We start from the raw sequence: 24,291 nt of genomic DNA on the forward strand, positions 1-24,291 counted from the left end.
CCTCTTATTCTTCAGAGGCGTTGCCGGAGGCGCCACGACGAGCCTGCAGCGTTGCATACTTGATGCCGCGCTGAGCTGCGATGTCCTTCGGGTGAACCTGGTGCTTCAGAGCGTCGAAGGTGGCGCGAACCATGTTGTAGGGGTTCGACGAACCGGTCGACTTGGCGACGACGTCGTGCATGCCGAGTGTTTCGAATACGGCGCGCATCGGACCACCGGCGATGATGCCGGTACCGACCTTGGCCGAGCGCAGCAGAACCTTGCCGGCGCCATGGCGGCCATGAACGTCGTGATGCAGCGTACGGCCGTCACGCAGCGGTACGAAGATCAGCTCGCGCTTGGCGGCTTCGGTTGCCTTGCGGATGGCTTCCGGCACTTCACGTGCCTTGCCATGGCCGAAGCCGACGCGGCCCTTCTGGTCGCCGACGACGACGAGTGCTGCGAAACCGAAACGACGGCCGCCCTTGACGACCTTGGCGACGCGGTTGATCGCGACAAGCTTGTCGACGAATTCGCTATCGCGCTCTTCACGGCTCTGGCGGTCGTCCCGCTGCGGCCTTCTTTCCTGTGCCATTGTCCTCTTCCTTTTTCTTTTCCGGGTGCAATCGGCAAACAAATGTGGACCGCATCAGCCTCCCCTTTCGGAGAGTGCCTGCGGTCCGGCGAAAATCCGGCCGGCGCTTGAGGCGTCCGGCCGGAAACTGATCAGAAGGTGAGACCGCCTTCGCGGGCCGCTTCGGCGAGAGCCTTGATGCGGCCGTGATAGATGAAGGCGCCACGGTCGAACACGACTTCCGTAACACCAGCCTTGGAGGCGCGCTCTGCGAGGAGCTTGCCCACAACGGTTGCGGCGGCGGTATCGGCACCGGTCTTCAGAGAACCGCGCAGATCCTTCTCGAGGGTGGAGGCAGACGCAAGCGTCTTGCCGGCCACGTCATCGATGACCTGGGCGTAGATGTTCTTCGAGGAGCGATGAACCGACAGGCGCGGACGGCCANATGACGGCGCACGCGGTTGGCACGACGTGCAAGTGCTTCTTTCCTGCTAGCCATTTCGCGTGATCCTTACTTCTTCTTGCCTTCTTTGCGGACGATCCGCTCGTCAGCGTACTTGACGCCCTTGCCCTTGTAGGGCTCGGGACCGCGATATTCGCGGATTTCGGCGGCAACCTGACCGACCTGCTGCTTGTTAATGCCGCTGACGACGATTTCCGTCGGCTTCGGAACAACGATCGAGATACCGACCGGCGGCTCGTAGATCACGTCATGGCTGAAACCGAGGGCCAGCTGCAGGTTCTTGCCCTGCATGGCGGCGCGGTAACCAACGCCGTTGATTTCAAGCTTGCGCTCGAAACCGTCCTTGACGCCCTTGAAGATGCCTTCGATCATCGTGCGGGACATGCCCCACTTTGCGCGCGCATCCTTGGTCTGGTTCACCGGCGTCACGACGACGGCGTTATTTTCAAGCTTGAGGCTGATTTCGTCGTTAGCAACGAAAAACAGCTCGCCCTTCGGGCCCTTTGCAGTCACCTTCTGGCCATCGACCGTAGCCGTGATCCCAGCAGGCACCTGAACGGGCTTTTTACCGATACGAGACATGTTTCAATCCTGTCTGTTCGCTATGGAGATCCCTGCCCGATCTTAGAAGACCGAGCAAAGAACCTCGCCACCAACGTTCTGTTCGCGAGCCTGGTGATCGGCCATCACACCCTTCGGAGTCGAAAGGATGGTGATGCCGAGACCGTTCGCGACCTGCGGAATGGACTTGACCGAGACATAGACCCGGCGGCCCGGCTTGGACACACGGCCGATCTCACGGATCACCGACGCGCCTTCATAATATTTCAGCTCGATGCTGAGTTCCGACTTGCCATTGCCGAAATCGACAACGGAATAGCCACGGATGTAGCCTTCGGACTGCAGAACATCGAGAACACGTGCACGGAGCTTCGAAGCAGGCGTCGAGACCGACGACTTGCGGCGGGAAGCGCCGTTACGGATGCGAGTGAGCATATCGCCCAACGGATCAGTCATTGTCATGTAACCTGCTCCTTACCAGCTCGACTTGACGATACCCGGCACCTTGCCGAGATTGCCGAGTTCACGCAGCGCAATACGCGACATGCGCAGTTTGCGGTAATATGCGCGCGGACGCCCCGAAACTTCGCAACGGTTGCGAATACGGGTCTTGGATCCATCACGCGGCAGGGATGCCAGCTTGATCGAGGCCTTGAACCGCTCTTCGATCGGAAGAGCCTGGTTCATGATGATCGCCTTCAACCCAGCCCGCTTAGCGGCCTGGTTAGCGACCGTAGTACGGCGGCGCTTGTTCTTTTCAACTGCGCTTGTCTTCGCCATGTCAGGTTCCTTTTCTACGCTCGTCGTTACGGTTATTGACGGAACGGGAAGCTGAACTCTTTCAGAAGAGCCCGTGCTTCATCGTCGGTCGTCGCCGTCGTGCAAACGATGATGTCCATGCCCCACATCTGATCAACCTTGTCGTAGTTGATCTCAGGGAACACAATGTGCTCCTTGATGCCCATGGCGAAGTTGCCACGGCCGTCAAAGCTTTTCGGGTTCAGGCCGCGGAAGTCACGAACGCGCGGGAGCGCGATGTTCACGAGACGGTCCATGAACTCGTACATGCGGGCGCCGCGCAGGGTGACCTTCGCGCCGATCGGCATCTGTTCGCGGACCTTGAAGCCTGCGATAGAGTTACGTGCGCGGGTGATGACCGGCTTCTGGCCGGCAATCGCTGCGAGGTCGGCGGCAGCTACCGTCGGCTTCTTCGAGTCAGCGGTCGCTTCGCCGACACCCATGTTGATCACGATCTTGTCGAGCTTCGGGATCATCATCTCGTTGGCGTAGGAGAACTGCTCCTGCAACGCCTTGCGGATGCGCTCGACATATTCCTTCTTGAGCCGCGGCTCATATTTTGCCTCAGCCATCGATCACTTCTCCAGAACGCTTGGCCACACGGACCTTCTTGCCGTCAACAACCTTGAAACCGACGCGGGTCGGCTTGCCGTCCTTGTCGATGATTGCAACGTTGGACAGGTGAACCGGGGCTTCCTTGTTGATGATGCCGGCTTCCTGGGTCTGCGTCTGGCGCTGGTGGCGCTTGACGACGTTGACGCCACGAACAACGGCACGATCTTCCTTCGGCATGACCTGGACAACTTCGCCGGTACGGCCCTTGTCCTTGCCAGCGAGCATGACGACCTTGTCGCCCTTACGAATCTTCTGCATCGCTTCGCTCCTTACAGTACTTCGGGAGCCAGCGAGATGATCTTCATGTGGTTCTTGGCGCGAAGTTCGCGCGGAACCGGTCCGAAGATACGGGTGCCGATCGGCTCTTTCTTGTTGTCGATGAGGACTGCTGCGTTGGTGTCGAAGCGGATGACGGAGCCATCCGGACGACGGATGTCCTTGGCGGTGCGAACGACTACCGCCTTCATCACGTCACCCTTCTTCACACGGCCGCGCGGGATCGCTTCCTTGATCGAAACGACGATGACGTCGCCGATCGAGGCATACTTGCGCTTCGAGCCGCCCAGCACCTTGATGCACATGACACGACGTGCGCCGGAATTATCCGCGACGTCGAGGTTTGTTTGCATCTGAATCATATCAGGTCGCCTTCTTGGTTTACCGGAATGGTTGGGCTAGCCCCCTACTCCGGCTTATGAAAATTTTCGCCGGCCGAGCTGCCATGACGGCAGCACAGACGCGGCAATAGCTGAATAGCGCGGGATCGATCGTGCCAGGGTGGTTTCCCGAACGGGACCTTCCGTGCGCTCAAAGCAAAAGAACGCCCGGCATTCGAGCGTTCTGACGCTGCTTCATACAGATATTTCGGCGAGACGCAAGGCCTCGCGCAAAAATCTGTTACTTGCCCTGGGCGGAAATCACCGTCCAGCGCTTGTCCTTGGAGATCGGCGCGCATTCCTCGATGGATACGGTATCGCCAATCTTGTACTGGTTGTTCTCGTCGTGGGCCTTGTACTTCTTGGAACGACGAACGGTCTTCTGGAGCAGCGGGTGAGCGAAACGACGCTCGACACGAACCACTACCGTCTTCTCGTTCTTGTCGCCAACGACGACGCCCTGCAGGATGCGCTTCGGCATATTTTTCTTCCTTTAGGCCTTAACTTCTGCCGCCTTCTGGCGGGCAATGGTTTTCACGCGGGCGATGTCCTTGCGGACTTCGTTGATGCGCGAGGACTTTTCGAGCTGGCCGGTCGCCTTCTGAAAGCGCAGGTTGAACTGCTCCTTCTTCAGCTTGGCAAGCTCGTCCTTGAGTTGGTCGGCGGTAAACGCGCGAACGTCTGAGGCTTTCATGAGCTCAATCCCTTACTCTGCAATGCGCTGAACGAAGCGCGTCTTGACCGAGAGCTTGGCAGAGCCGAGGCGAAGCGCCTCACGGGCGATTTCTTCGCTGACACCGTCGATCTCGAACATCATACGGCCGGGCTTGACCTTGCATGCCCAGTATTCAACGGAGCCCTTACCCTTACCCATACGGACTTCGGTCGGCTTTTTGGTTACCGGAACATCCGGGAACACACGGATCCATACACGGCCGGCGCGCTTCATATAACGCGTGATCGCGCGGCGGGCCGCTTCGATCTCGCGCGCGTTGACGCGATTGGGTTCCTGTGCCTTCAGGCCGAATTCGCCGAATGCCAGGTCAGAACCGCCCTTGGCGACGCCCTTGATGCGGCCCTTGAACTGCTTGCGGTACTTGGTACGCTTTGGCTGCAACATTTTCTTATTCTCCGAACTTCTCTGCCACGCGCGCTATCAAGCGTTGTCGCGGCGACGGTCTCTGTCGCGGTCACGATCACGGCTTGCCGGACCCTGGGCGTCACCTTCCATCGCGCGGCGCTCGGAAGCCATCGGATCATGCTCAAGGATTTCGCCCTTGAAGATCCAGACCTTGATGCCGCAGATGCCGAACGCGGTTTCTGCTTCAGCCGTGCCGTAGTCGATGTCGGCGCGCAGCGTGTGCAACGGCACACGACCTTCGCGGTACCATTCCGTACGGGCGATTTCAGCGCCGCCGAGACGGCCAGCGCAGGTGATCTTGATGCCTTCGGCGCCAAGACGCATCGCGGACTGAACGGCGCGCTTCATTGCGCGGCGGAAAGCCACGCGACGCTCGAGCTGCTGGGCGATCGACTGAGCGACCAGCGTCGCATCTACTTCGGGCTTGCGCACTTCGACGATGTTGAGGTGCGTTTCCGAATTGGTCATCTCCGACAGCTTCTTGCGGAGCTTGTCGATGTCTGCGCCCTTGCGGCCGATGATCAGGCCCGGACGTGCCGAGTGGATCGTGACGCGGCACTTCTTGTGCGGACGCTCGATGACCACCTTGGAGATCCCGGCCTGCTTCAGTTCGCTCATGACGAACTTGCGCATCTTCAGGTCTTCGTGCAGCAGCTGGCCGTACTCGGCATTGTCCGCAAACCAGCGGCTATCCCAGGTACGGTTGATGCCGAGGCGGAAACCGATTGGATTGATTTTCTGACCCATTATGCGGCCTCCTCTGCTGCCTGCACTTCACGAACGACGATCGTCAGGTGCGCGAAGGGCTTTTCAATGCGCGACGCGCGACCGCGGCCACGAGCGTGAAAACGCTTCATGACGATCGACTTGCCGACATAGGCCTCGGCGACGACCAGCGAGTCGACGTCGAGATCGTGGTTGTTCTCAGCGTTGGCGATCGCAGATTCGAGCGTCTTCTTGACGGCGCCTGCGATGCGCTTGCGGGAGAACTCCAGCTCAGCGAGTGCGCGCTCGACCTTCTTGCCGCGGATAGCCGCAGCAACCAGGTTGAGTTTCTGGGGGCTGACGCGGAGCGTGCGGGCGACTGCTTGCGCCTCGTTGTCCTTCAGCCGGCGTTCGGCTTTTGCCTTGCCCATTGTTACTTCCTCTTCGCCTTCTTGTCCGCGCCGTGACCGTAGTAGGTGCGGGTCGGAGAGAATTCACCGAATTTGTGACCGACCATGTCTTCATTGACGCTGACCGGGATATGCTTGCTGCCGTTGTAGACGCCGAAGGTGAGACCGACGAACTGCGGCAGGATCGTGGAGCGACGGCTCCAGATCTTGATCACTTCACTGCGACCGCCTTCACGAACCTTCTCAGCCTTCTTGAGAAGATAGCCGTCAACGAACGGACCTTTCCATACTGAACGAGCCATTGGAGACTTCCTCTCTTACTTCTTACGCTGATGACGCGAGCGCATGATCATCTTGTCGGTCGACTTGTTCGACCGGGTGCGCTTGCCCTTGGTCGGCTTGCCCCACGGTGTCACCGGATGGCGACCACCGGAGGTGCGGCCTTCACCACCGCCGTGCGGATGGTCGACCGGGTTCATGACAACACCGCGGTTATGCGGACGCTTGCCGCGCCAAACGGTACGACCGGCTTTGCCGTCATTGATGTTGGCGTGGTCAGGGTTGGAGACGGCGCCGATCGAAGCAAGGCAGGAGCCATGAACGAGACGCTGTTCACCGGAGTTCAGGCGAAGGATCGCCATGCCCTGGTCGCGGCCGACGAGCTGTGCGTAGCCACCGGCGGAGCGAGCGATCTGGCCACCCTTGCCCGGCTTCATTTCCACGTTGTGGATGATGGAGCCGACCGGGATGAACTGCAGCGGCATGGTGTTGCCGGGCTTGACGTCGACAGCCTTCTCGGAAGCGATAACCTTGTCACCGGCAGCGAGGCGCTGAGGAGCGAGGATATAAGCCTTTTCGCCGTCGGCATAGTTCACCAGCGCGATGAAAGCCGTGCGGTTCGGATCGTATTCGATACGCTCGACAGTGCCTTCGACGTCGAACTTGCGACGCTTGAAGTCGATCAGACGATAGGTGCGCTTGTGACCACCGCCGATGAAGCGGGCAGTGATGCGACCGAGGTTGTTACGACCGCCGCTCTTGGTCAGACCTTCCGTCAGCGCCTTGACCGGCTTGCCCTTGTAGAGGGCCGAACGGTCGACGATGACCAGCTGGCGCTGGCTCGGGGTGATCGGATTGAATGTTTTCAATGCCATTTTCTTATACCTCAGAGACCGGTGGAGACGTCGATCGTCTGGCCTTCAGCCAGCGTCACAACAGCCTTCTTCACGTCCTTCTGCTTGCCGACGAAACCGCGGAACCGCTTGGTCTTGCCCTTGCGCAGCAGAGTGTTGACAGCCGTGACCTTGACGCCGAACAGCGCCTCGACCGCAGCCTTGATTTCCGGCTTAGTCGCCTGCTTGGCGACATTGAAAACAACCTGGTTGTTTTCGGATACCAGCGTGGACTTTTCGGTGATCGCCGGAGAGACGATCACATCGTAGTGGCGAAGATCGGTCACTTGAATCGCTCCTCTAGCGCTTCAACCGCAGCCTTGGAAAGCACGAGCTTGCCGCGGCGCACGATGTCGTAAACGTTGATGCCCTGGATCGGCAGAACATCGATGTTGGGGATGTTCTGAGCTGCGAGCTTGAAGTTGCCGTCAAGCTCTGCGCCGCCGATGAAGAGGGCGTTGGTCAGGCCGAGCGTCTCGAAAACGGACGCGAGCGACTTAGTCTTTGCTTCAGCGGCAACCAGGTTGTCGATGACGATGACGTCATCGGCCTTGATCTTGGCCGAAAGGGCGTGGCGAAGGCCGAGCGCGCGAACCTTCTTGGGAAGGTCATGCTCATGGCTGCGCACGACCGGGCCGTGAGCCTTGCCGCCGCCGCGGAACTGCGGAGCGCGAGCCGAATGGTGGCGGGCGCGGCCCGTACCCTTCTGCTTGTACATCTTGGCGCCGGTGCGCGAAACTTCAGCGCGGCCTTTTGCCTTGTGAGTGCCCTGCTGCTTCTTGGCAAGCTGCCAGCGGATGACGCGGGCGAGAATGTCTTCGCGGGGCTCGAGGCCGAAAATCGCGTCCGAAAGGGAAACCTTCCCGGCGTCTTTTCCCTCGAGGGTCTTGACGTTGAATTCCATTGATCTGGCTCCCTTACTTCGCGGCCGACTTGACGGCGTCGCGCACGATGATCCAGGCACCCTTGGAACCAGGGACAGCACCCTTGATCAGGATCAGACCGCGATCTTCATCGGTCGAAACCACTTCCAGGTTCTGCGTCGTGACGCGCGTCTGGCCCATGTGACCAGCCATCTTCTTGTTCTTGAAAACCTTGCCCGGATCCTGGCGCGAGCCAGTCGAACCGTGCGAGCGGTGCGAAACCGACACACCGTGCGTAGCGCGCAAACCGCCGAAGCCGTGACGCTTCATGGCGCCGGCAAAACCCTTGCCGATCGTCGTACCCGTCACGTCGACCAACTGGCCAGCTGCGAAGTGACCCGCCTTGATCTCCGTGCCGATCTCCAGCAGGTTGTCTTCCGAAACGCGGAATTCCGTGACCTTGGCCTTCGGCTCGACGTTGGCAATGGCAAAGTTGCCGCGCATCGCCTTCGACGTGTTCTTTACCTTCGCCTGGCCGGCACCGAGCTGAACTGCGGTATAGCCATTCTTTTCGACAGTGCGCGTGGCAACGACCTGGACGGCCTCCATACGCAGTACCGTTACCGGGACATGCTCGCCGGCGTCGTTATAGACGCGGGTCATTCCCACCTTCTGTGCAATCACACCTGAACGCATCGGTTCAATCCTTCTCACTCAGCCCGAAGACCCGAGGTCTCAGAGCTTGATCTCAACATCGACACCGGCGGCGAGATCGAGCTTCATCAGCGCGTCTACCGTCTGCGGGGTCGGGTCAACGATATCGAGAAGGCGCTTATGCGTGCGCATCTCGAACTGTTCGCGGCTCTTCTTGTCGATATGCGGGGACCGGTTGACCGTAAACTTCTCGATGCGGGTCGGAAGCGGAACGGGGCCCCGGACGCTTGCACCGGTGCGCTTAGCCGTCGATACGATCTCACGCGTGGAGGCGTCGAGAATCCGGTGATCGAACGCCTTCAGGCGGATGCGGATATTCTGGCCGTTCATTCGACTTTATCCTTGTGTCTGTTATCCGCGTGTCACCATTCAGGGACACGGCTTACCTTCAGTTACGTTAGCGGGCCACCGGTTTCAAAGATCGAGAGGGACACCGAGATCGATGTCCCTATCCTTTCCTTGGGCCTGGTGGCCCAGCCGCTAATTACTCGACGATCGACGCGACGATACCGGCACCGACGGTGCGGCCGCCTTCGCGGATCGCGAAGCGCAGCTTTTCTTCCATCGCGATCGGAACGATCAGCTCGACCGATACCGTGACGTTGTCGCCCGGCATGACCATCTCGGTGCCCTCAGGCAGCGTTACGATGCCGGTCACGTCGGTCGTGCGGAAGTAGAACTGCGGACGGTAGTTTGTGAAGAACGGCGTATGACGGCCACCCTCTTCCTTCGTCAGGATGTAGGCTTCTGCCATGAACTTCTTGTGCGGCTTGACCGAACCCGGCTTGCACAGAATCTGGCCACGCTCAACGCCGTCACGGGTGACGCCGCGGATCAGCGCGCCGATGTTGTCGCCAGCCTGGCCCTGATCGAGCAGCTTGCGGAACATTTCAACGCCGGTCACCGTCGTCTTCGTCGTCGGGCGGATGCCGACGATCTCGACTTCTTCGCCAACCTTGACAATGCCACGCTCGACACGGCCGGTCACAACCGTGCCGCGGCCCGAGATCGAGAACACGTCTTCGATCGGCAGCAAGAACGGCAGGTTGATCGGACGCTCAGGCGTCGGGATGTAGGCGTCGACAGCAGCCATCAGCTCGCGGATCGAATCCTCGCCGATCTTCTTGTCCGAATCTTCAAGGGCAGCAAGTGCGGAACCCTTGATGATCGGGATATCGTCGCCCGGGAAGTCGTAGGACGACAGCAGTTCACGTACTTCGAGCTCGACCAGTTCGAGAAGCTCGGCGTCGTCAACCTGGTCGACCTTGTTCAGGAACACCACGATTGCCGGAACGCCAACCTGGCGGGCCAGCAGGATGTGTTCGCGCGTCTGCGGCATCGGGCCGTCAGCGGCCGAGCACACCAGGATCGCGCCGTCCATCTGGGCAGCACCGGTGATCATGTTCTTGACGTAGTCGGCGTGGCCGGGGCAGTCGACGTGGGCATAGTGGCGGGCCGGCGTCTCATACTCAACGTGGGCCGTCGAAATCGTGATGCCACGCGCCTTTTCTTCCGGAGCCGCGTCGATCTGATCGTACGCCTTGTACTCACCGAAGTACTTCGTGATCGCTGCCGTCAGAGACGTCTTACCGTGGTCAACGTGGCCAATCGTGCCAATGTTGACGTGCGGCTTGTTGCGCTCAAACTTACTCTTTCCCATTTTCGGGTCTCCGTTTTGCTAGTCCCCGAAGGGATCTAATTCTTGTTATCGGTCAATTGGTATTCCGGTCACTTCTGACCGGAATACTTTGCCTGGATTTCAGTTGCGACGTTCGACGGGACCGGCGAATAGTGATCGAAGGTCATCGTGTACTGGGCGCGGCCCTGGGACATAGAGCGCAGGTTGTCGACGTACTTGAACATGTTCGCGAGCGGGACGTTCGCGTTGATGACGACGGCGATACCACGGCTTTCCTGGCCCTGGATCTGACCGCGACGGGAGTTCAGGTCGCCGATAACGTCGCCGACGTAATCTTCCGGGGTGACGACTTCGACCTTCATCATCGGCTCGAGCAGCTGAGCGCCGGCCTTCTTGGCTGCTTCACGGAAGCAGGCACGCGATGCGATTTCGAAGGCGAGAACCGAAGAGTCGACGTCGTGGAAAGCGCCGTCGATGAGGGTCGCCTTGACGCCGAGCATCGGGAAGCCTGCGAGCGGACCCGAAGACAGAACGCTTTCGATGCCCTTCTGGACGCCGGGGATGTATTCCTTCGGAACGGAACCGCCGACGATCTTCGATTCGAACTTGAATTCGTCGCCTTCCGGGTTCGGTTCGAAGACGATCTTGACGCGCGCGAACTGGCCGGTACCACCGGACTGCTTCTTGTGCGTGTAGTCTTCTTCATGCGTCCGGGTGATGGTTTCGCGGTAGGCAACCTGCGGCGCGCCGACGGTTGCTTCAACCTTGAACTCACGACGCATGCGGTCGACGATGATGTCAAGATGCAGTTCGCCCATGCCGGCGATGATGGTCTGGCCGGATTCCTGGTCGGTCTTGACGCGGAAGGACGGATCTTCAGCAGCCAGGCGGTTAAGCGCGAGGCCCATCTTTTCCTGGTCGCCCTTGGTCTTCGGCTCGATGGCGATCTGGATGACCGGCTCCGGGAATTCCATGCGCTCGAGGATAACCGGCTTCAGCGGATCGCAGAGCGTGTCGCCCGTCGTGGTTTCCTTGAGGCCGGCGAGAGCGACGATGTCACCTGCGAAGGCTTCTTCGATGTCTTCACGCGAGTTGGAGTGCATCTGCAGCATACGGCCGACGCGTTCGCGCTTGTCCTTGACCGTGTTGATGACCGACGCGCCCTTTTCGAGCTTGCCGGAGTAGATGCGGGCGAAGGTCAGCGAACCGACGAAGGGGTCGTTCATGATCTTGAAGGCGAGCATGGAAAGCGGCTCGCTGTCATCGGCATGACGCTCGATTTCGGCTTCCGTCTTGAAGTCGATGCCCTTGATCGCCGGGATGTCCATCGGCGACGGGAGGTAGTCGACAACGGCGTCGAGCAGCGGCTGCACGCCCTTGTTCTTGAAGGCGGTGCCGCAGAACATCGGGTGGAACTTGACGTCGATCGTGCCGCGGCGAACCAGTGCACGGATCTGCTCGTTGTCGGGCAGAATGCCTTCGAGGTAAGCTTCGGTGGCGGCTTCGTCGATGTCGACGACCGTCTCGATCAGCTTTTCGCGATATTCTTCAGCCTTGGCCTTCATGTCCTCGGGGATCTCGACGACATCCCACTGGGCGCCGAGCGACTCGTCGCGCCAGATGAGTGCGTTCATCTCGACCAGGTCGATGACGCCCTTGAATTCTGTTTCCGCACCGATCGGCAGCTGCATGACGACAGCCGTTGCACCGAGACGGGTCTTGATCATCTCGACGGAGCGGTAGAAGTCGGCACCGGTCTTGTCCATCTTGTTGCAGAAGATCATCCGCGGGACATTGTACTTCTCAGCCTGACGCCAGACGGTTTCCGTCTGCGGCTCAACACCGGCGTTGGCGTCGAGCAGCGCGATGGCGCCGTCGAGAACGCGCAGCGAACGCTCGACTTCGATGGTGAAGTCGACGTGGCCGGGGGTGTCGATGATGTTGAAGCGGCGCATTTTGCCGTCACGGCCCTTCCAGAAGGTCGTGGTGGCAGCGGAGGTGATCGTGATGCCACGCTCCTGCTCCTGCTCCATCCAGTCCATCGTGGCTGCGCCGTCGTGGACTTCGCCGATCTTGTGCGACTTGCCGGTGTAATAAAGAATACGCTCGGTGGTCGTGGTCTTGCCGGCGTCGATATGCGCCATGATACCGAAATTGCGGTAGTCTTCGATCTTATATTCGCGAGCCATTGTGGACTGCCTTTCGATACCGTTCGGAATTACCAGCGATAGTGCGAGAACGCGCGGTTGGCATCAGCCATCTTGTGCGTGTCTTCGCGCTTCTTGACGGCGGAGCCGCGGTTGTTGGACGCATCGAGCAGTTCGCCGGAAAGGCGGTCAACCATTGTCGTTTCATTGCGCTTGCGGGCAGCAGCGATCAGCCAGCGAATAGCAAGAGCCTGGCGGCGCTCCGGACGAACATCGACGGGAACCTGATAGGTCGCACCACCGACACGACGCGAGCGGACTTCAACGTGCGGGGCAATGTTCTCAAGCGCAGAATGGAAAACCGTGAGCGGCTCCTGCTTGGACTTGCCGTGAACTACGTCGAACGCACCGTAGACGATGTTTTCAGCAACGGACTTCTTGCCGTCGAGCATGATGGCATTCATGAACTTGGTGACAACGAGATCGCCGAACTTCGGGTCCGGATTGATCTCGCGCTTTTCTGCTTTATGACGTCTGGACATACTTTTGTCTCTTCAACCGTTAAGGCGCTTCATGACGCGGAGGACCTCGCGCAGCGCCGGATTATTCAAAACCCGAATTACTTCGGACGCTTCGCGCCGTACTTGGAGCGGCGCTGCTTGCGGTTCTTGACACCCTGGGTATCGAGAACGCCGCGGATGATGTGATAACGGACACCCGGAAGGTCCTTGACGCGGCCGCCACGGATCATGACGACGGAGTGTTCCTGAAGGTTGTGACCTTCGCCGGGGATGTAACCAATGACTTCGAAGCCGTTGGTCAGGCGGATCTTTGCGACCTTACGCAGCGCCGAGTTCGGCTTCTTCGGCGTCGTCGTGTAGACGCGCGTGCAAACGCCGCGCTTCTGCGGGTTCTCCTGGAGTGCAGGAACCTTGTTACGCTTTACGTTCGCCTGGCGAGGCTTGCGGATCAGCTGGTTTACGGTAGGCATTCAACCATCCCTTACGTTTTATCTCAGTACCCTTGCGGGCTTGAACTCGCGCCGTCTCCGGCAGTGACGTACGCTTTCCGTCAATGCGCAAAATATGGCCCGATCCGCTTCCGCAGATGGACCACAAGGAGCAGAGGACGCATAAAACATGCGTCGTGCGTGCAGCATCATGACTTCAACGTGCGTTTAGAACCTTGTTTGAGGTGAACTTCAGGGCGCGTCGCCCCGAACAGCCAAGCCTCACATGGGATCTGATGGCCGGGGTACTACTGGTTTCCACCCGACTCGTCAAGGCCGGTTAAGAAATAAACTCGCCGTATCGCCTTGATATGCCGGCCGAACGCCCTGTTTCATTCTTCTAGACGAATTCACGGCTGTGCACCAAGATAAAAACTTGGGCATTGCAGCAAAAGCAGTTAAGGAATCAGCAATTGCGGCGTTCGGCCCTCACAGCAGGATTCGAGCGACCGAATCGTCAAAGAGCCGAAGGACAGGCGATGATCACGACACCTGATAACGACAATAATTTCGACGGCCCGATGATCTTCATCATCATCGGCAAGGGCTACGAGTCCGACGCCAGCGAAGGCATCGACCTGCACATCATGCTGAAGGCACCTGACGACGATACTGCCGTACGCGAGGCCTTGAACGCCCTTGCCGAGGAAGGCTTCATCGAGGCAGATCTCGACCAGATCGGCATGCTGACCGAGGTCCCGGCTGACGAGCCACACGCATCTGCCTACCAGGGCGCCGTCGAAGGCGAAGTCGCGATCATCCGGTTCAACTGAAGGGAGCTGCCGTTCACGCTGCCAACGCAGCATAAGCGGAAGCAGCCTCCCTCCCCGCCCGCCCAATCAGAGCAACCTAAATATGAAAAACCGCCCGGATCGCTCCGGGCGGTTTTTCAATTCGTCGACTTCAACCGCGGATTATTCCGCAGCCGGAGCCTTTTCGGCCATGTCCTGCAGCATCGGTGTGGCGACGGCAGCACCCGTGCCCTTGCGGCGCTCTTCGAGGATCATCTCGTCGCGCGACGTGGCGATGCGGCGGATCTGGGTCATGGTGCCGCCGGTACCGGCCGGGATGAGGCGGCCGACGATGACGTTTTCCTTCAGACCCTGCAGGCCGTCGGTCTTGCCGGCGATCGCAGCTTCCGTCAGCACCTTGGTCGTTTCCTGGAAGGACGCGGCCGAGATGAAGGACGGGGTCTGCAGCGACGCCTTGGTGATGCCGAGAAGAACCGGATCGCCGTAGGCTGGCTTCTTGCCCTGCTCGATCAGGTGATCGTTGACGTCTTCGAGCTCGATCCGGTCGACATTGTCGCCGACGATATAGGTCGAGTCGCCCGCATCGGTGATTTCCACCTTCTGCAGCATCTGACGGACAATCACCTCGATGTGCTTGTCGTTGATAACGACGCCCTGCAGGCGGTAGACTTCCTGGATCTCGTTGACGAGGTAGGAGGCCAGAGCCTCCACGCCCTTGATTGCCAGGATGTCGTGCGGAGCCGGGTTACCGTCGAGGATGTAGTCACCCTTTTCGATATAGTCGCCTTCCTGAAGGTGGAAGGGCTTGCCCTTCGGGATCAGGTATTCGACAGGCTCGACACCGTCTTCCGCCGGCTCGATGATGACGCGACGCTTGTTCTTGTAGTCGCGGCCGAGGCGGATCGTACCATCGATCTCTGCGATGATGGCGTGGTCCTTCGGACGGCGGGCTTCGAACAGCTCGGCAACACGCGGCAGACCGCCGGTGATGTCCTTGGTCTTGGCGCTTTCGAGCGGCGAACGGGCGAGAACGTCACCCTGGGAGACCTTCGTGCCCGGCTCGACCGACAGGATCGCATCGACCGAGAGGAAGAAACGGGCGTCACCACCACGGGAGAGCTTCGCGATATTGCCGCTGGCATCCTTGATGACGATCGCCGGCTTGAGGTCCGAGCCGCGCGGGGTCGAACGCCAGTCGATAACCTGACGCTTGGTGATGCCAGTCGATTCGTCGGTCGCTTCCAGAACGGAGAGACCGTCGACCAGATCTTCAAACTGAACGGTACCGGCCACTTCCGTCATCATCGGACGGGTGTAGGGGTCCCACTCTGCCAGGCGCTGGCCGCGCTTGACCTTGTCGCCTTCGTCGACATGCAGCTTCGAACCGTAGGCCACACGCTGCGACGACCGCTCGACACCACGTTCGTCCAGGATCTGGACGGTCATGTTGCGGCCCATGGCAACGAGGTTGCCATCGGAGTTGCGCAGGATGTTGCGGTTCTTGATCTGCACCGTACCTTCGTACGAGGCTTCGAGGAACGACTGGTCGACCACGGTTGCCGTACCGCCAAGGTGGAAGGTACGCATGGTGAGCTGGGTGCCCGGCTCGCCGATCGACTGAGCAGCGATGACGCCGACGGCTTCGCCCATATTGACCGGCGTACCGCGCGCGAGGTCGCGGCCGTAGCAGACCGAGCAGACGCCCGTCTGGATTTCGCAGGTCAGTGCCGAGCGGATGCGGATCGACTGGATGCCGGCCTTCTCGATTTCGACGACGTCGGGCTCGAGAATCATCTTGCCGGCATCGACGATGCGCTCACCCGTGACCGGATGATCGATGTCGTCGAGCGCCGTGCGGCCGAGGATACGGGCGCCGATCGAAGCAACCACCTGACCGGCATCGACGATGGCGGTCATGGTGAGGCCCGTCTGCGTTCCGCAATCGACATGCGTGACGATGCAATCCTGCGCGACGTCGACGAGACGGCGGGTCAGGTAGCCGGAGTTGGCGGTCTTCAGGGCGGTGTCTGCCAGACCCTTACGGGCGCCGTGCGTCGAGTTGAAGTACTCGTTGACGGTCAGGCCTTCCTTGAAGTTCGAGATGATCGGGGTCTCGATGATTTCGCCCGACGGCTTGGCCATGAGGCCACGCATGCCGCCCAGCTGGCGCATCTGGTTCGGAGAACCGCGGGCACCGGAGTGGCTCATCATGTAGATCGAGTTCATCGGCTTCTGGCGACCGGTCTTCTCGTCGAATTCGACCGCCTTAATGCGGGCCATCATCTCTTCGGCGACCTTTTCGGTCGCCTTGCCCCAGGCGTCGACAACCTTGTTGTACTTCTCGCCCTGGGTGATGAGGCCGTCATTGTACTGCTGCTCGTATTCCTTCACCAGGTTTTCGGTGTCGGCAACGATCTTGGCCTTGGCATCCGGAATGACCATGTCGTCCTTGCCGAACGAAATGCCGGCGCGGCAGGCGTGGGCGAAGCCGAGCTGCATGATGCGGTCGCAGAAAATGACCGTGTCCTTCTGGCCGCAATGGCGATAGACCGTGTCGATCATCTTCGAGATGTTCTTCTTGGTCATTTCCTGGTTGCAGATATCGAAGGGCACCTTGCCGTTCTTCGGCAGCAGTTCGCCGATGAGCAGACGGCCAGGCGTCGTCTCATAGATCTTCGAGTAAGGCTTGCCATCCTCGTCGACCGACTTGAAGCGGCCGCGGATCTTGGTGTGCAGCGTCACGACCTTGCTTTCGAGGGCGTGATGCAGCTCGCCGAGATCGGAGAAGGCCATGCCTTCGCCCGGCTCGTTCTGGTTGAGGATCGACAGATAGTAGAGGCCGAGAACCATGTCCTGCGAGGGAACGATGATCGGCGCGCCGTTGGCCGGATGCAGGATGTTGTTGGTCGACATCATCAGCACGCGGGCTTCGAGCTGAGCTTCGAGCGACAGCGGCACGTGAACGGCCATCTGGTCACCGTCGAAGTCGGCGTTGAAGGCCGTGCAGACGAGCGGATGCAGCTGGATCGCCTTGCCTTCGACCAGGATAGGTTCAAAGGCCTGGATGCCCAGGCGGTGCAACGTCGGTGCGCGGTTCAAGAGAACCGGGTGCTCGCGGATGACCTCGTCGAGGATATCCCAGACTTCCGGCTTTTCCTTCTCGACCAGCTTCTTGGCCTGCTTGACGGTCGAGGAGTAACCCTTGGCGTCGAGGCGAGCATAGATGAACGGCTTGAAGAGCTCGAGCGCCATCTTCTTCGGCAGGCCGCACTGGTGCAGCTTCAGTTCCGGACCGGTGACGATGACCGAACGGCCGGAATAGTCGACGCGCTTGCCGAGCAGGTTCTGGCGGAAGCGGCCCTGCTTGCCCTTCAGCATGTCGGAGAGCGACTTCAGCGGACGCTTGTTGGCGCCGGTGATGACGCGGCCGCGACGGCCGTTGTCGAACAACGCGTCAACAGATTCCTGCAGCATGCGCTTTTCGTTGCGAATGATGATGCCAGGCGCACGAAGCTCGATCAGGCGCTTCAGACGGTTGTTACGGTTGATGACGCGGCGGTAGAGATCGTTCAGATCCGACGTCGCGAAACGGCCGCCGTCGAGCGGAACCAGTGGACGCAGATCCGGCGGAATGACCGGAACGACCTTCATGATCATCCATTCCGGACGGTTGCCCGACTCCATGAAGTTCTCGACGATCTTCAGGCGCTTCATCAGCTTCTTCTGCTTGAGATCCGACGTGGTGTCGGCAAGCTCTGCGCGCAGGTCGCCAGCGATCTTTTCGAGGTTCATCGAGGCCAGCATCTCGTAGATCGCCTCGGCGCCGATCATCGCGGTAAACTGGTCTTCGCCGTATTCGTCGACGGCGAGCATGTACTCTTCTTCCGAGAGGAGCTGGTGCTCCTTCAGGGCAGTCAGGCCCGGCTCGGTGACGATATAGTTTTCAAAGTAGAGGACGCGCTCGACATCCTTCAGCGTCATGTCGAGCAGCGTCGAAATGCGTGATGGCAGCGACTTCAGGAACCAGATGTGGGCAACGGGAGCGGCGAGCTCGATATGGCCCATGCGCTCACGGCGAACGCGCGACAGCGTGACTTCGACGCCGCACTTTTCGCAGATGATGCCCTTGTACTTCATGCGCTTGTACTTGCCGCACAGGCATTCGTAGTCCTTGATCGGCCCGAAGATGCGCGCGCAGAACAGACCGTCACGTTCCGGCTTGAACGTACGGTAGTTGATGGTTTCCGGCTTCTTGATCTCACCGTAAGACCAGGAGAGGATCTTCTCCGGAGACGCGATCGAAATCCGAATGGAATCGAAATTCTGTGCAGGCACCTGCGGATTGAAAAGATTCATGACCTCTTGGTTCATGCCTGTCTCCTTCATGGGCTAAAGCGCCCTCAAAATGCGATGGTCGGCGGCAAATTCCCGGGAGCCGCCTCCCTCGCTTAAACGAGAATAACCGCTGGATGCGGCGAAACTTCCCTTCCGGGCCGACACGGATACGGCGCCCGGCGGGACCGGCGTGCGCCGCATTGGCAGCGCACGCCCTATCAAGTGCTTACTCGGCCGCGTCGGGCAGCTGAGCTGCCTGCGCCTCGTCAAGCTTGGTGTTCTCGAGCTCGACGCTGAGGCCCAGTGAGCGCATTTCCTTGACGAGAACGTTGAAGCTTTCCGGAATACCGGCTTCGAACGTGTCGTCTCCGCGGACGATGGCTTCGTAGACCTTGGTGCGGCCGGCGACGTCGTCCGACTTCACCGTTAGCATTTCCTGCAGCGTGTAGGCAGCGCCGTATGCTTCGAGCGCCCAGACTTCCATTTCGCCGAAGCGCTGGCCGCCGAACTGCGCCTTGCCGCCCAGCGGCTGCTGGGTCACGAGCGAGTAAGGTCCGATCGAACGAGCATGGATCTTGTCGTCGACCAGGTGGTTGAGCTTCAGCATGTAGATGTAGCCCACGGTCACCTGGCGGTCGAACTGCTCACCGGTACGGCCGTCATAGAGCGTCGACTGACCGCTATCCTTGAGACCTGCCAGACGCAGCATGTCGTTGACGTCGGCTTCGTTCGCGCCGTCGAAAACAGGCGTCGCGATCGAAACGCCGCGCTTCCACTGGTCAGCGAGACGCAGAACCGAGTCGTCATCGAACTCATGGACCTGTTCGGCCTTCGGGCCGTCTCCGACGACATCGCCGATGGTCTTGCGCAGCGGCTCAATGTTGCCATTGGCCTTGTACGCTTCGATCAGTTCGCCGATCTGGCGACCCATGCCGGCGCAAGCCCAACCCAGATGGGTTTCCAGGATCTGGCCGACGTTCATGCGCGAAGGCACGCCGAGCGGGTTCAGAACGACGTCGACATGCGTGCCGTCTTCGAGGAACGGCATGTCCTCCACCGGCACAATGCGCGAAACGACGCCCTTGTTCCCGTGACGGCCGGCCATCTTGTCGCCCGGCTGGATCTTGCGCTTTACGGCGACGAAGACCTTGACCATCTTCATGACGCCAGGAGGCATTTCATCGCCGCGCTGGACCTTTTCGACCTTGTCCATGAAGCGCTGTTCGAGGCGCGACTTGGATTCGTCGTACTGGCCGCGGAGCGCTTCGAGCTCGCTCTGGACCTTTTCGTCTTCGACCGCGAACATCCACCACTGCGAGCGGGGATATTCGGAGACGACGGCGTTCGAAAGCTCGCTGCCCTTCTTGAAGCCCTTCGGGCCGGCAATGGAGGCCTGGCCGCGCAGCATCTCGATCAGACGGCCGTAGACGTTACGGTCGAGGATCGCCTGCTCGTCGTCACGGTCCTTTGCCAGACGCTCGATCTCTTCGCGCTCGATCGCCATCGCACGCTCGTCCTTTTCAACGCCGTGGCGGTTGAAGACGCGGACTTCGACGATCGTGCCGTAGGTGCCGGGCGGCATACGCATGGAGGTGTCGCGCACGTCGGAGGCCTTTTCGCCGAAGATGGCGCGCAGAAGCTTTTCTTCCGGCGTCATCGGGCTTTCGCCCTTCGGCGTGATCTTGCCGACGAGGATATCGCCCGGCTGAACTTCGGCGCCGATATAGACGATTCCGGCTTCGTCGAGGTTCTTCAGCGCTTCTTCCGAAACGTTCGGAATATCGCGGGTGATTTCCTCAGGACCAAGCTTGGTGTCGCGCGCCATCACTTCGAATTCTTCGATGTGAATGGAGGTGAACACGTCGTCTGCCACGATGCGCTCGGAGAGCAGGATCGAGTCTTCGTAGTTGTAGCCGTTCCAGGGCATGAACGCGACGAGCGCGTTGCGGCCGAGCGCCAGGTCGCCGAGATCGGTCGACGGGCCGTCGGCGAGGATGTCGCCGCGGTTGACCTCGTCACCAACGGTGACCAGCGGGCGCTGGTTGACGCAGGTGTTCTGGTTCGAACGCTGGAACTTCTGCAGGCGGTAGATATCGACGCCGGACTTGCCGGCTTCGAGGTCTTCCGTGGCGCGGATAACGATACGCGTCGCGTCGACCTGGTCGACCACGCCGCCGCGGCGGGCGCCGATGGCGGCGCCAGAGTCACGGGCAACGACCGGCTCCATGCCGGTACCGACGAACGGAGCTTCGGCACGCAGCAGCGGCACTGCCTGACGCTGCATGTTCGAGCCCATGAGCGCGCGGTTGGCGTCGTCGTTTTCCAGGAACGGGATGAGCGCGGCTGCGACCGAAACGACCTGCTTCGGCGAGACGTCCATCAGGTTCATGCTGTCGCGCGGGGCGAGCATGACTTCGCCGGCATGACGGCAGACGACGAATTCGTCGACGAAGGAACCGTCAGCGTTCATCTCGGCGTTGGCCTGGGCGACGTAGTACTTCGCCTCTTCCATGGCGGAGAGGTAGAGCACGTCGCTCGTCACCTTGCCGTCGACGATGCGGCGGTACGGGCTTTCGATGAAGCCGTACTTGTTGACGCGGGCAAAGGTCGCAAGCGAGTTGATCAGACCGATGTTCGGGCCTTCCGGCGTTTCGATCGGGCAGATGCGGCCATAGTGGGTCGGATGCACGTCGCGGACTTCGAAGCCGGCGCGCTCACGGGTCAGACCGCCCGGGCCAAGAGCCGAAAGACGGCGCTTGTGGGTGATTTCCGAGAGCGGGTTGACCTGGTCCATGAACTGCGAGAGCTGCGAGGAACCGAAGAATTCGCGCACGGCAGCAGCTGCCGGCTTGGCATTGATCAGATCCTGCGGCATGACCGTGTCGATCTCGATCGAGGACATGCGTTCCTTGATCGCGCGCTCCATGCGCAGCAGGCCGAGACGGTACTGGTTTTCCATCAGCTCGCCGACCGAACGGACGCGGCGGTTGCCGAGGTTGTCGATGTCGTCGATCTCGCCCTTGCCGTCGCGCAGTTCGACCAGCATCCTGACCACGGCCAGGATGTCGTCCTTGCGCAGGATGCGGACGGTGTCTTCGACGGTCAAGTCGAGGCGCATGTTCATCTTGACGCGGCCGACGGCGGAGAGGTCGTAACGCTCCGCATCGAAGAACAGCGAGTTGAACATGGCTTCGGCCGATTCCATCGTCGGCGGCTCACCCGGGCGCATGACGCGGTAGATGTCGAACAGAGCGTCCTGACGGTTCTCGTTCTTGTCGGCTGTCAGCGTGTTGCGGATATAGGCGCCGACATTGATGTGGTCGATGCCGAGAACCGGGATCTCGTCGAAGCCGTTCGCCAGGATGATGCCAAGCGTCTTCTCGTCGATTTCGTCGCCGGCCTCAAGGTAAATTTCACCCGTCGAGTAGTTGACGATATCGCCGGCAAGGTAATTGCCATACAGATCGTCGTCGGCGGCCTTGAGGGCCTTCAGACCCTTGTCGGACAGCGTGCGCAGCAAGCGCGGGGTCAGCTTCTTGCCGGCCTCGACGACGACTTCGCCGGTATCGGCGTCGACCATCTCGGTGATCGCCTTGGCACCCTTCAGCGTTTCCGGCTTGAAGGGAATGCGCCAGCCTTCGCCGTCGCGCTTGTAGAGCGACTTCGTGTAGAAGGTGTCGAGGATTTCCTCGCCGTCCATGCCGAGCGCCATCAGCAGCGACGTGACAGGGATCTTACGGCGGCGGTCGATACGAGCATAGACGATGTCCTTGGCGTCGAATTCGATATCGAGCCAGGAACCGCGATAGGGGATGACGCGTGCAGCAAAGAGCAGCTTGCCGGACGAATGGCTCTTGCCCTTGTCGTGGTCGAAGAAGACGCCCGGCGAACGGTGCATCTGGGAGACGATGACGCGCTCGGTGCCGTTGACAATGAACGTACCGTTGTTGGTCATGAGCGGCATGTCGCCCATGTAAACGGACTGTTCCTTGATGTCCTTGATCGACTTCGCGCCGGTATCCTCGTCAATATCGAACACGATGAGGCGCAGCGTCACCTTCAGGGGTGCAGCATAGGTCAGGTCGCGCTGACGGCATTCGTCAACGTCGAACTTCGGCGGTTCGAACTCGTAGGACACGAACTCCAGCATCGATGCGCCGGAGAAATCGGTGATCGGGAAAACCGACTTGAAAACGGCCTGAAGACCTTCGTCGGGTCGGCCGCCCTTCGGCTCTTCAACCATTAGAAACTGGTCGTAGGACGCCTTCTGAACCTCGATGAGGTTCGGCATTTCTGCGACTTCGGGGATCTTACCAAAAAACTTGCGTACGCGCCTGCGACCGTTGAACGAAAGGGTCTGAGCCATCGTCGCTCCTTCAAAATCTTGCACCCGGGCCTGCAACGGACGGGAACCGATGGCCAGTCGATCCCGTCAATCAATGAGTAGTTCAATCTCGTCCGACCCCAGAAAACGCTCAGCTCGGATTGCTGTGCTGCCCTCGGTGCGAGACCATCCTTTTGAAGAACCCATTACCCAAAAGCCGTTTCGACGCGGCTTTTGGGTAATTCGTTCAGAAAAACGGCAAATGGGAGGCAGTAGAAATACTGCCTCCCAAAAGCAGTTCAAGATTACTTGACGTCGGCCTTGGCGCCAGCGTCTTCAAGCTTCTTCTTGATGTCAGCGGCTTCAGCCTTGTTGACGCCTTCCTTGACAGCCTTCGGAGCGGCTTCAACGAGATCCTTGGCTTCCTTGAGGCCCAGACCAGTGATGGCGCGGACTTCCTTGATGACGTTGATCTTATTGGCACCAGCTTCGACGAGGATGACGTCGAATTCGGTCTTTTCTTCTTCAACGACAGCAGCAGCAGCACCGCCGGCAGCGGCAGCAACAGCTACCGGAGCAGCAGCGGAAACGCCCCACTTTTCTTCGAGAAGCTTCGACAGTTCTGCAGCTTCCAGAACGGTCAGCGAGGAGAGGTCGTCAACGATCTTTGCGAGATCAGCCATTTTACTAGTTCCTTTTGTTCGGTTCGAACCGGTTGATTATAAACAGCGAAAAACCGCCTTACGCGGCTTCGTCCTTCTTGGCGTAGGCCGCAAACACGCGGACAAGCTGGCTTGCCGGTGCTGCAACAACCCCAGCGATGCGGGTAGCCGGTGTCTGGATCATGCCCAGCAGCTTCGCGCGCAGCTCATCGAGCGAAGGCAGGGTCGCAAGCGACTTGACTGCATCGGCGTTGAGCGTGGTTGTTCCCATGGCGCCGCCCAGAACAATGATCTTGTCATTGGTCTTGGCGAAATCCATGACGACCTTCGGAGCGGTGATCGGATCGGTGCTGTATGCAATCAGCGTCTGACCCTTGAAGAGATTGGACATCCCTTCCGCTTCCGTACCCTGAAGGGCAATCTTGGCCAGGCGGTTCTTCGCGACTTTGACGGTGCCGCCAGCTGCGCGCATCTTCGAACGAAAATCGTTCATCTGCGCGACTGTGGCACCAGCATAGTGGGCCACGACAACTGAGCCCGAAGCCTTGAAGACTTCGTTCAGTTCCGTGACGAATTCGCGTTTTTCCGCTCTTTCCACTGCTTATCTCCAGTTGGCGGGACCGAAAATGGGCCCGCCGGTTGCCTTTTGCCTCCTGGGATCATGAGAGATCCCAAGCGACGCTTGAGGATCCTGTCCCCCCGCGCTCTCGCGCCAATCAAGGCTAAAGAGGCACAAGGCATCCAAGGCTCGAACCGAGTTCCTAGAAGCGAA

27 protein-coding genes and 1 pseudogene are annotated in these 24,291 nt (G+C 59.9%); 1 reads left to right on the forward strand and 27 read right to left on the reverse strand.

Annotated features, from left to right (window positions below; genetic code table 11):
• Positions 1 to 4 precede the first annotated feature (4 nt).
• The 23 genes and pseudogenes from rpsE to rpsL all read right to left on the reverse strand — a co-directional run bounded on the left by rpsE (position 5) and on the right by rpsL (position 13,428).
• The gene (gene rpsE / locus A6U98_RS07260) at positions 5 to 574 is read right to left on the reverse strand and encodes a 30S ribosomal protein S5 (RefSeq protein ID WP_017963908.1); all 570 of its coding nucleotides are present in this window, start codon (positions 572 to 574) and stop codon (positions 5 to 7) included.
• Between the two features lie 131 nt (positions 575 to 705).
• Positions 706 to 1,052: pseudogene (rplR, locus tag A6U98_RS07265) on the reverse strand (50S ribosomal protein L18).
• 12 nt (positions 1,053 to 1,064) lie between these two features.
• On the reverse strand, positions 1,065 to 1,598 hold the full coding sequence (rplF, locus tag A6U98_RS07270; RefSeq protein WP_017963907.1) for a 50S ribosomal protein L6: 534 nt from the start codon (positions 1,596 to 1,598) through the stop codon (positions 1,065 to 1,067).
• Between the two features lie 42 nt (positions 1,599 to 1,640).
• Positions 1,641 to 2,039 (reverse strand): 30S ribosomal protein S8, encoded by a 399-nt coding sequence (gene rpsH, locus A6U98_RS07275; protein ID WP_003547562.1) that lies wholly within the window; start codon positions 2,037 to 2,039, stop codon positions 1,641 to 1,643.
• A gap of 12 nt (positions 2,040 to 2,051) precedes the next feature.
• The gene (gene rpsN, locus A6U98_RS07280; RefSeq protein WP_003547561.1) at positions 2,052 to 2,357 is read right to left on the reverse strand and encodes a 30S ribosomal protein S14; all 306 of its coding nucleotides are present in this window, start codon (positions 2,355 to 2,357) and stop codon (positions 2,052 to 2,054) included.
• A 32-nt stretch (positions 2,358 to 2,389) separates the two neighbouring features.
• Complete coding sequence (gene rplE, locus A6U98_RS07285; RefSeq protein WP_003547560.1) at positions 2,390 to 2,947, reverse strand: 50S ribosomal protein L5; 558 nt, start codon at positions 2,945 to 2,947, stop codon at positions 2,390 to 2,392.
• The gene (rplX, locus tag A6U98_RS07290) at positions 2,940 to 3,248 is read right to left on the reverse strand and encodes a 50S ribosomal protein L24 (protein WP_003547559.1); all 309 of its coding nucleotides are present in this window, start codon (positions 3,246 to 3,248) and stop codon (positions 2,940 to 2,942) included. Before rplX ends, rplE begins: the two co-directional genes overlap by 8 nt.
• Before the next feature lie 11 nt (positions 3,249 to 3,259).
• On the reverse strand, positions 3,260 to 3,628 hold the full coding sequence (rplN, locus tag A6U98_RS07295) for a 50S ribosomal protein L14 (RefSeq protein WP_003573790.1): 369 nt from the start codon (positions 3,626 to 3,628) through the stop codon (positions 3,260 to 3,262).
• Positions 3,629 to 3,887: 259 nt separating this feature from the next.
• Entirely contained in the window at positions 3,888 to 4,127 is a 240-nt protein-coding gene (rpsQ, locus tag A6U98_RS07300; RefSeq protein ID WP_003547557.1) for a 30S ribosomal protein S17, read from the reverse strand.
• Positions 4,128 to 4,139: 12 nt separating this feature from the next.
• Complete coding sequence (gene rpmC / locus A6U98_RS07305; RefSeq protein ID WP_003558545.1) at positions 4,140 to 4,340, reverse strand: 50S ribosomal protein L29; 201 nt, start codon at positions 4,338 to 4,340, stop codon at positions 4,140 to 4,142.
• A gap of 12 nt (positions 4,341 to 4,352) precedes the next feature.
• Positions 4,353 to 4,766, reverse strand: coding sequence for a 50S ribosomal protein L16 (gene rplP, locus A6U98_RS07310; protein ID WP_003547555.1), 414 nt, complete (start codon positions 4,764 to 4,766; stop codon positions 4,353 to 4,355).
• Between the two features lie 36 nt (positions 4,767 to 4,802).
• Positions 4,803 to 5,534: a 30S ribosomal protein S3 gene (gene rpsC, locus A6U98_RS07315; RefSeq protein WP_003547554.1), complete on the reverse strand. Its 732-nt coding sequence runs from the start codon at positions 5,532 to 5,534 to the stop codon at positions 4,803 to 4,805.
• Positions 5,534 to 5,923 carry a 50S ribosomal protein L22 gene (gene rplV / locus A6U98_RS07320; protein WP_003547553.1) on the reverse strand — a complete coding sequence of 130 codons (390 nt, stop codon included), beginning with the start codon at positions 5,921 to 5,923 and terminating at the stop codon, positions 5,534 to 5,536. Before rplV ends, rpsC begins: the two co-directional genes overlap by 1 nt.
• A 2-nt stretch (positions 5,924 to 5,925) precedes the next feature.
• Complete coding sequence (rpsS, locus tag A6U98_RS07325) at positions 5,926 to 6,204, reverse strand: 30S ribosomal protein S19 (RefSeq protein WP_003547552.1); 279 nt, start codon at positions 6,202 to 6,204, stop codon at positions 5,926 to 5,928.
• A gap of 15 nt (positions 6,205 to 6,219) precedes the next feature.
• A complete protein-coding gene (rplB, locus tag A6U98_RS07330) occupies positions 6,220 to 7,056 on the reverse strand; it encodes a 50S ribosomal protein L2 (protein ID WP_003547551.1) in 837 nt (278 codons plus the stop codon).
• An 11-nt stretch (positions 7,057 to 7,067) separates the two neighbouring features.
• The gene (locus tag A6U98_RS07335; RefSeq protein WP_003547550.1) at positions 7,068 to 7,361 is read right to left on the reverse strand and encodes a 50S ribosomal protein L23; all 294 of its coding nucleotides are present in this window, start codon (positions 7,359 to 7,361) and stop codon (positions 7,068 to 7,070) included.
• The gene (rplD, locus tag A6U98_RS07340; protein WP_003547549.1) at positions 7,358 to 7,978 is read right to left on the reverse strand and encodes a 50S ribosomal protein L4; all 621 of its coding nucleotides are present in this window, start codon (positions 7,976 to 7,978) and stop codon (positions 7,358 to 7,360) included. Before rplD ends, A6U98_RS07335 begins: the two co-directional genes overlap by 4 nt.
• A 13-nt stretch (positions 7,979 to 7,991) precedes the next feature.
• Complete coding sequence (rplC, locus tag A6U98_RS07345) at positions 7,992 to 8,633, reverse strand: 50S ribosomal protein L3 (RefSeq protein WP_003558542.1); 642 nt, start codon at positions 8,631 to 8,633, stop codon at positions 7,992 to 7,994.
• Positions 8,634 to 8,672: 39 nt separating this feature from the next.
• Positions 8,673 to 8,981 (reverse strand): 30S ribosomal protein S10, encoded by a 309-nt coding sequence (rpsJ, locus tag A6U98_RS07350; protein ID WP_003547547.1) that lies wholly within the window; start codon positions 8,979 to 8,981, stop codon positions 8,673 to 8,675.
• Between the two features lie 154 nt (positions 8,982 to 9,135).
• The gene (tuf, locus tag A6U98_RS07355) at positions 9,136 to 10,311 is read right to left on the reverse strand and encodes an elongation factor Tu (protein ID WP_027685040.1); all 1,176 of its coding nucleotides are present in this window, start codon (positions 10,309 to 10,311) and stop codon (positions 9,136 to 9,138) included.
• A 68-nt stretch (positions 10,312 to 10,379) separates the two neighbouring features.
• Positions 10,380 to 12,479 (reverse strand): elongation factor G, encoded by a 2,100-nt coding sequence (gene fusA / locus A6U98_RS07360; protein WP_011651423.1) that lies wholly within the window; start codon positions 12,477 to 12,479, stop codon positions 10,380 to 10,382.
• Between the two features lie 29 nt (positions 12,480 to 12,508).
• A complete protein-coding gene (gene rpsG, locus A6U98_RS07365) occupies positions 12,509 to 12,979 on the reverse strand; it encodes a 30S ribosomal protein S7 (RefSeq protein ID WP_003547538.1) in 471 nt (156 codons plus the stop codon).
• A 77-nt stretch (positions 12,980 to 13,056) separates the two neighbouring features.
• Positions 13,057 to 13,428, reverse strand: coding sequence for a 30S ribosomal protein S12 (gene rpsL, locus A6U98_RS07370; protein WP_003547537.1), 372 nt, complete (start codon positions 13,426 to 13,428; stop codon positions 13,057 to 13,059).
• A gap of 497 nt (positions 13,429 to 13,925) precedes the next feature.
• On the opposite strand from rpsL, the gene A6U98_RS07375 reads away from it, so the two are divergent.
• Positions 13,926 to 14,219, forward strand: a complete 294-nt coding sequence (locus A6U98_RS07375) for a hypothetical protein (protein WP_027669026.1) — start codon at positions 13,926 to 13,928, stop codon at positions 14,217 to 14,219.
• Between the two features lie 141 nt (positions 14,220 to 14,360).
• On the opposite strand, the gene rpoC is transcribed toward A6U98_RS07375, so the two are convergent.
• The 4 genes from rpoC to rplJ form a co-directional block, all read right to left on the reverse strand.
• Positions 14,361 to 18,569, reverse strand: a complete 4,209-nt coding sequence (gene rpoC / locus A6U98_RS07380) for a DNA-directed RNA polymerase subunit beta' (RefSeq protein WP_011651420.1) — start codon at positions 18,567 to 18,569, stop codon at positions 14,361 to 14,363.
• A gap of 190 nt (positions 18,570 to 18,759) precedes the next feature.
• The gene (rpoB, locus tag A6U98_RS07385; RefSeq protein WP_011651419.1) at positions 18,760 to 22,899 is read right to left on the reverse strand and encodes a DNA-directed RNA polymerase subunit beta; all 4,140 of its coding nucleotides are present in this window, start codon (positions 22,897 to 22,899) and stop codon (positions 18,760 to 18,762) included.
• A 263-nt stretch (positions 22,900 to 23,162) separates the two neighbouring features.
• The gene (gene rplL / locus A6U98_RS07390) at positions 23,163 to 23,540 is read right to left on the reverse strand and encodes a 50S ribosomal protein L7/L12 (RefSeq protein ID WP_003547523.1); all 378 of its coding nucleotides are present in this window, start codon (positions 23,538 to 23,540) and stop codon (positions 23,163 to 23,165) included.
• 58 nt (positions 23,541 to 23,598) lie between these two features.
• Positions 23,599 to 24,117 (reverse strand): 50S ribosomal protein L10, encoded by a 519-nt coding sequence (rplJ, locus tag A6U98_RS07395; RefSeq protein WP_064649007.1) that lies wholly within the window; start codon positions 24,115 to 24,117, stop codon positions 23,599 to 23,601.
• Positions 24,118 to 24,291 lie beyond the last annotated feature (174 nt).

It is taken from the genome of Rhizobium sp. WYCCWR10014 (genome assembly GCF_001657485.1).
Lineage (GTDB): Bacteria > Pseudomonadota > Alphaproteobacteria > Rhizobiales > Rhizobiaceae > Rhizobium.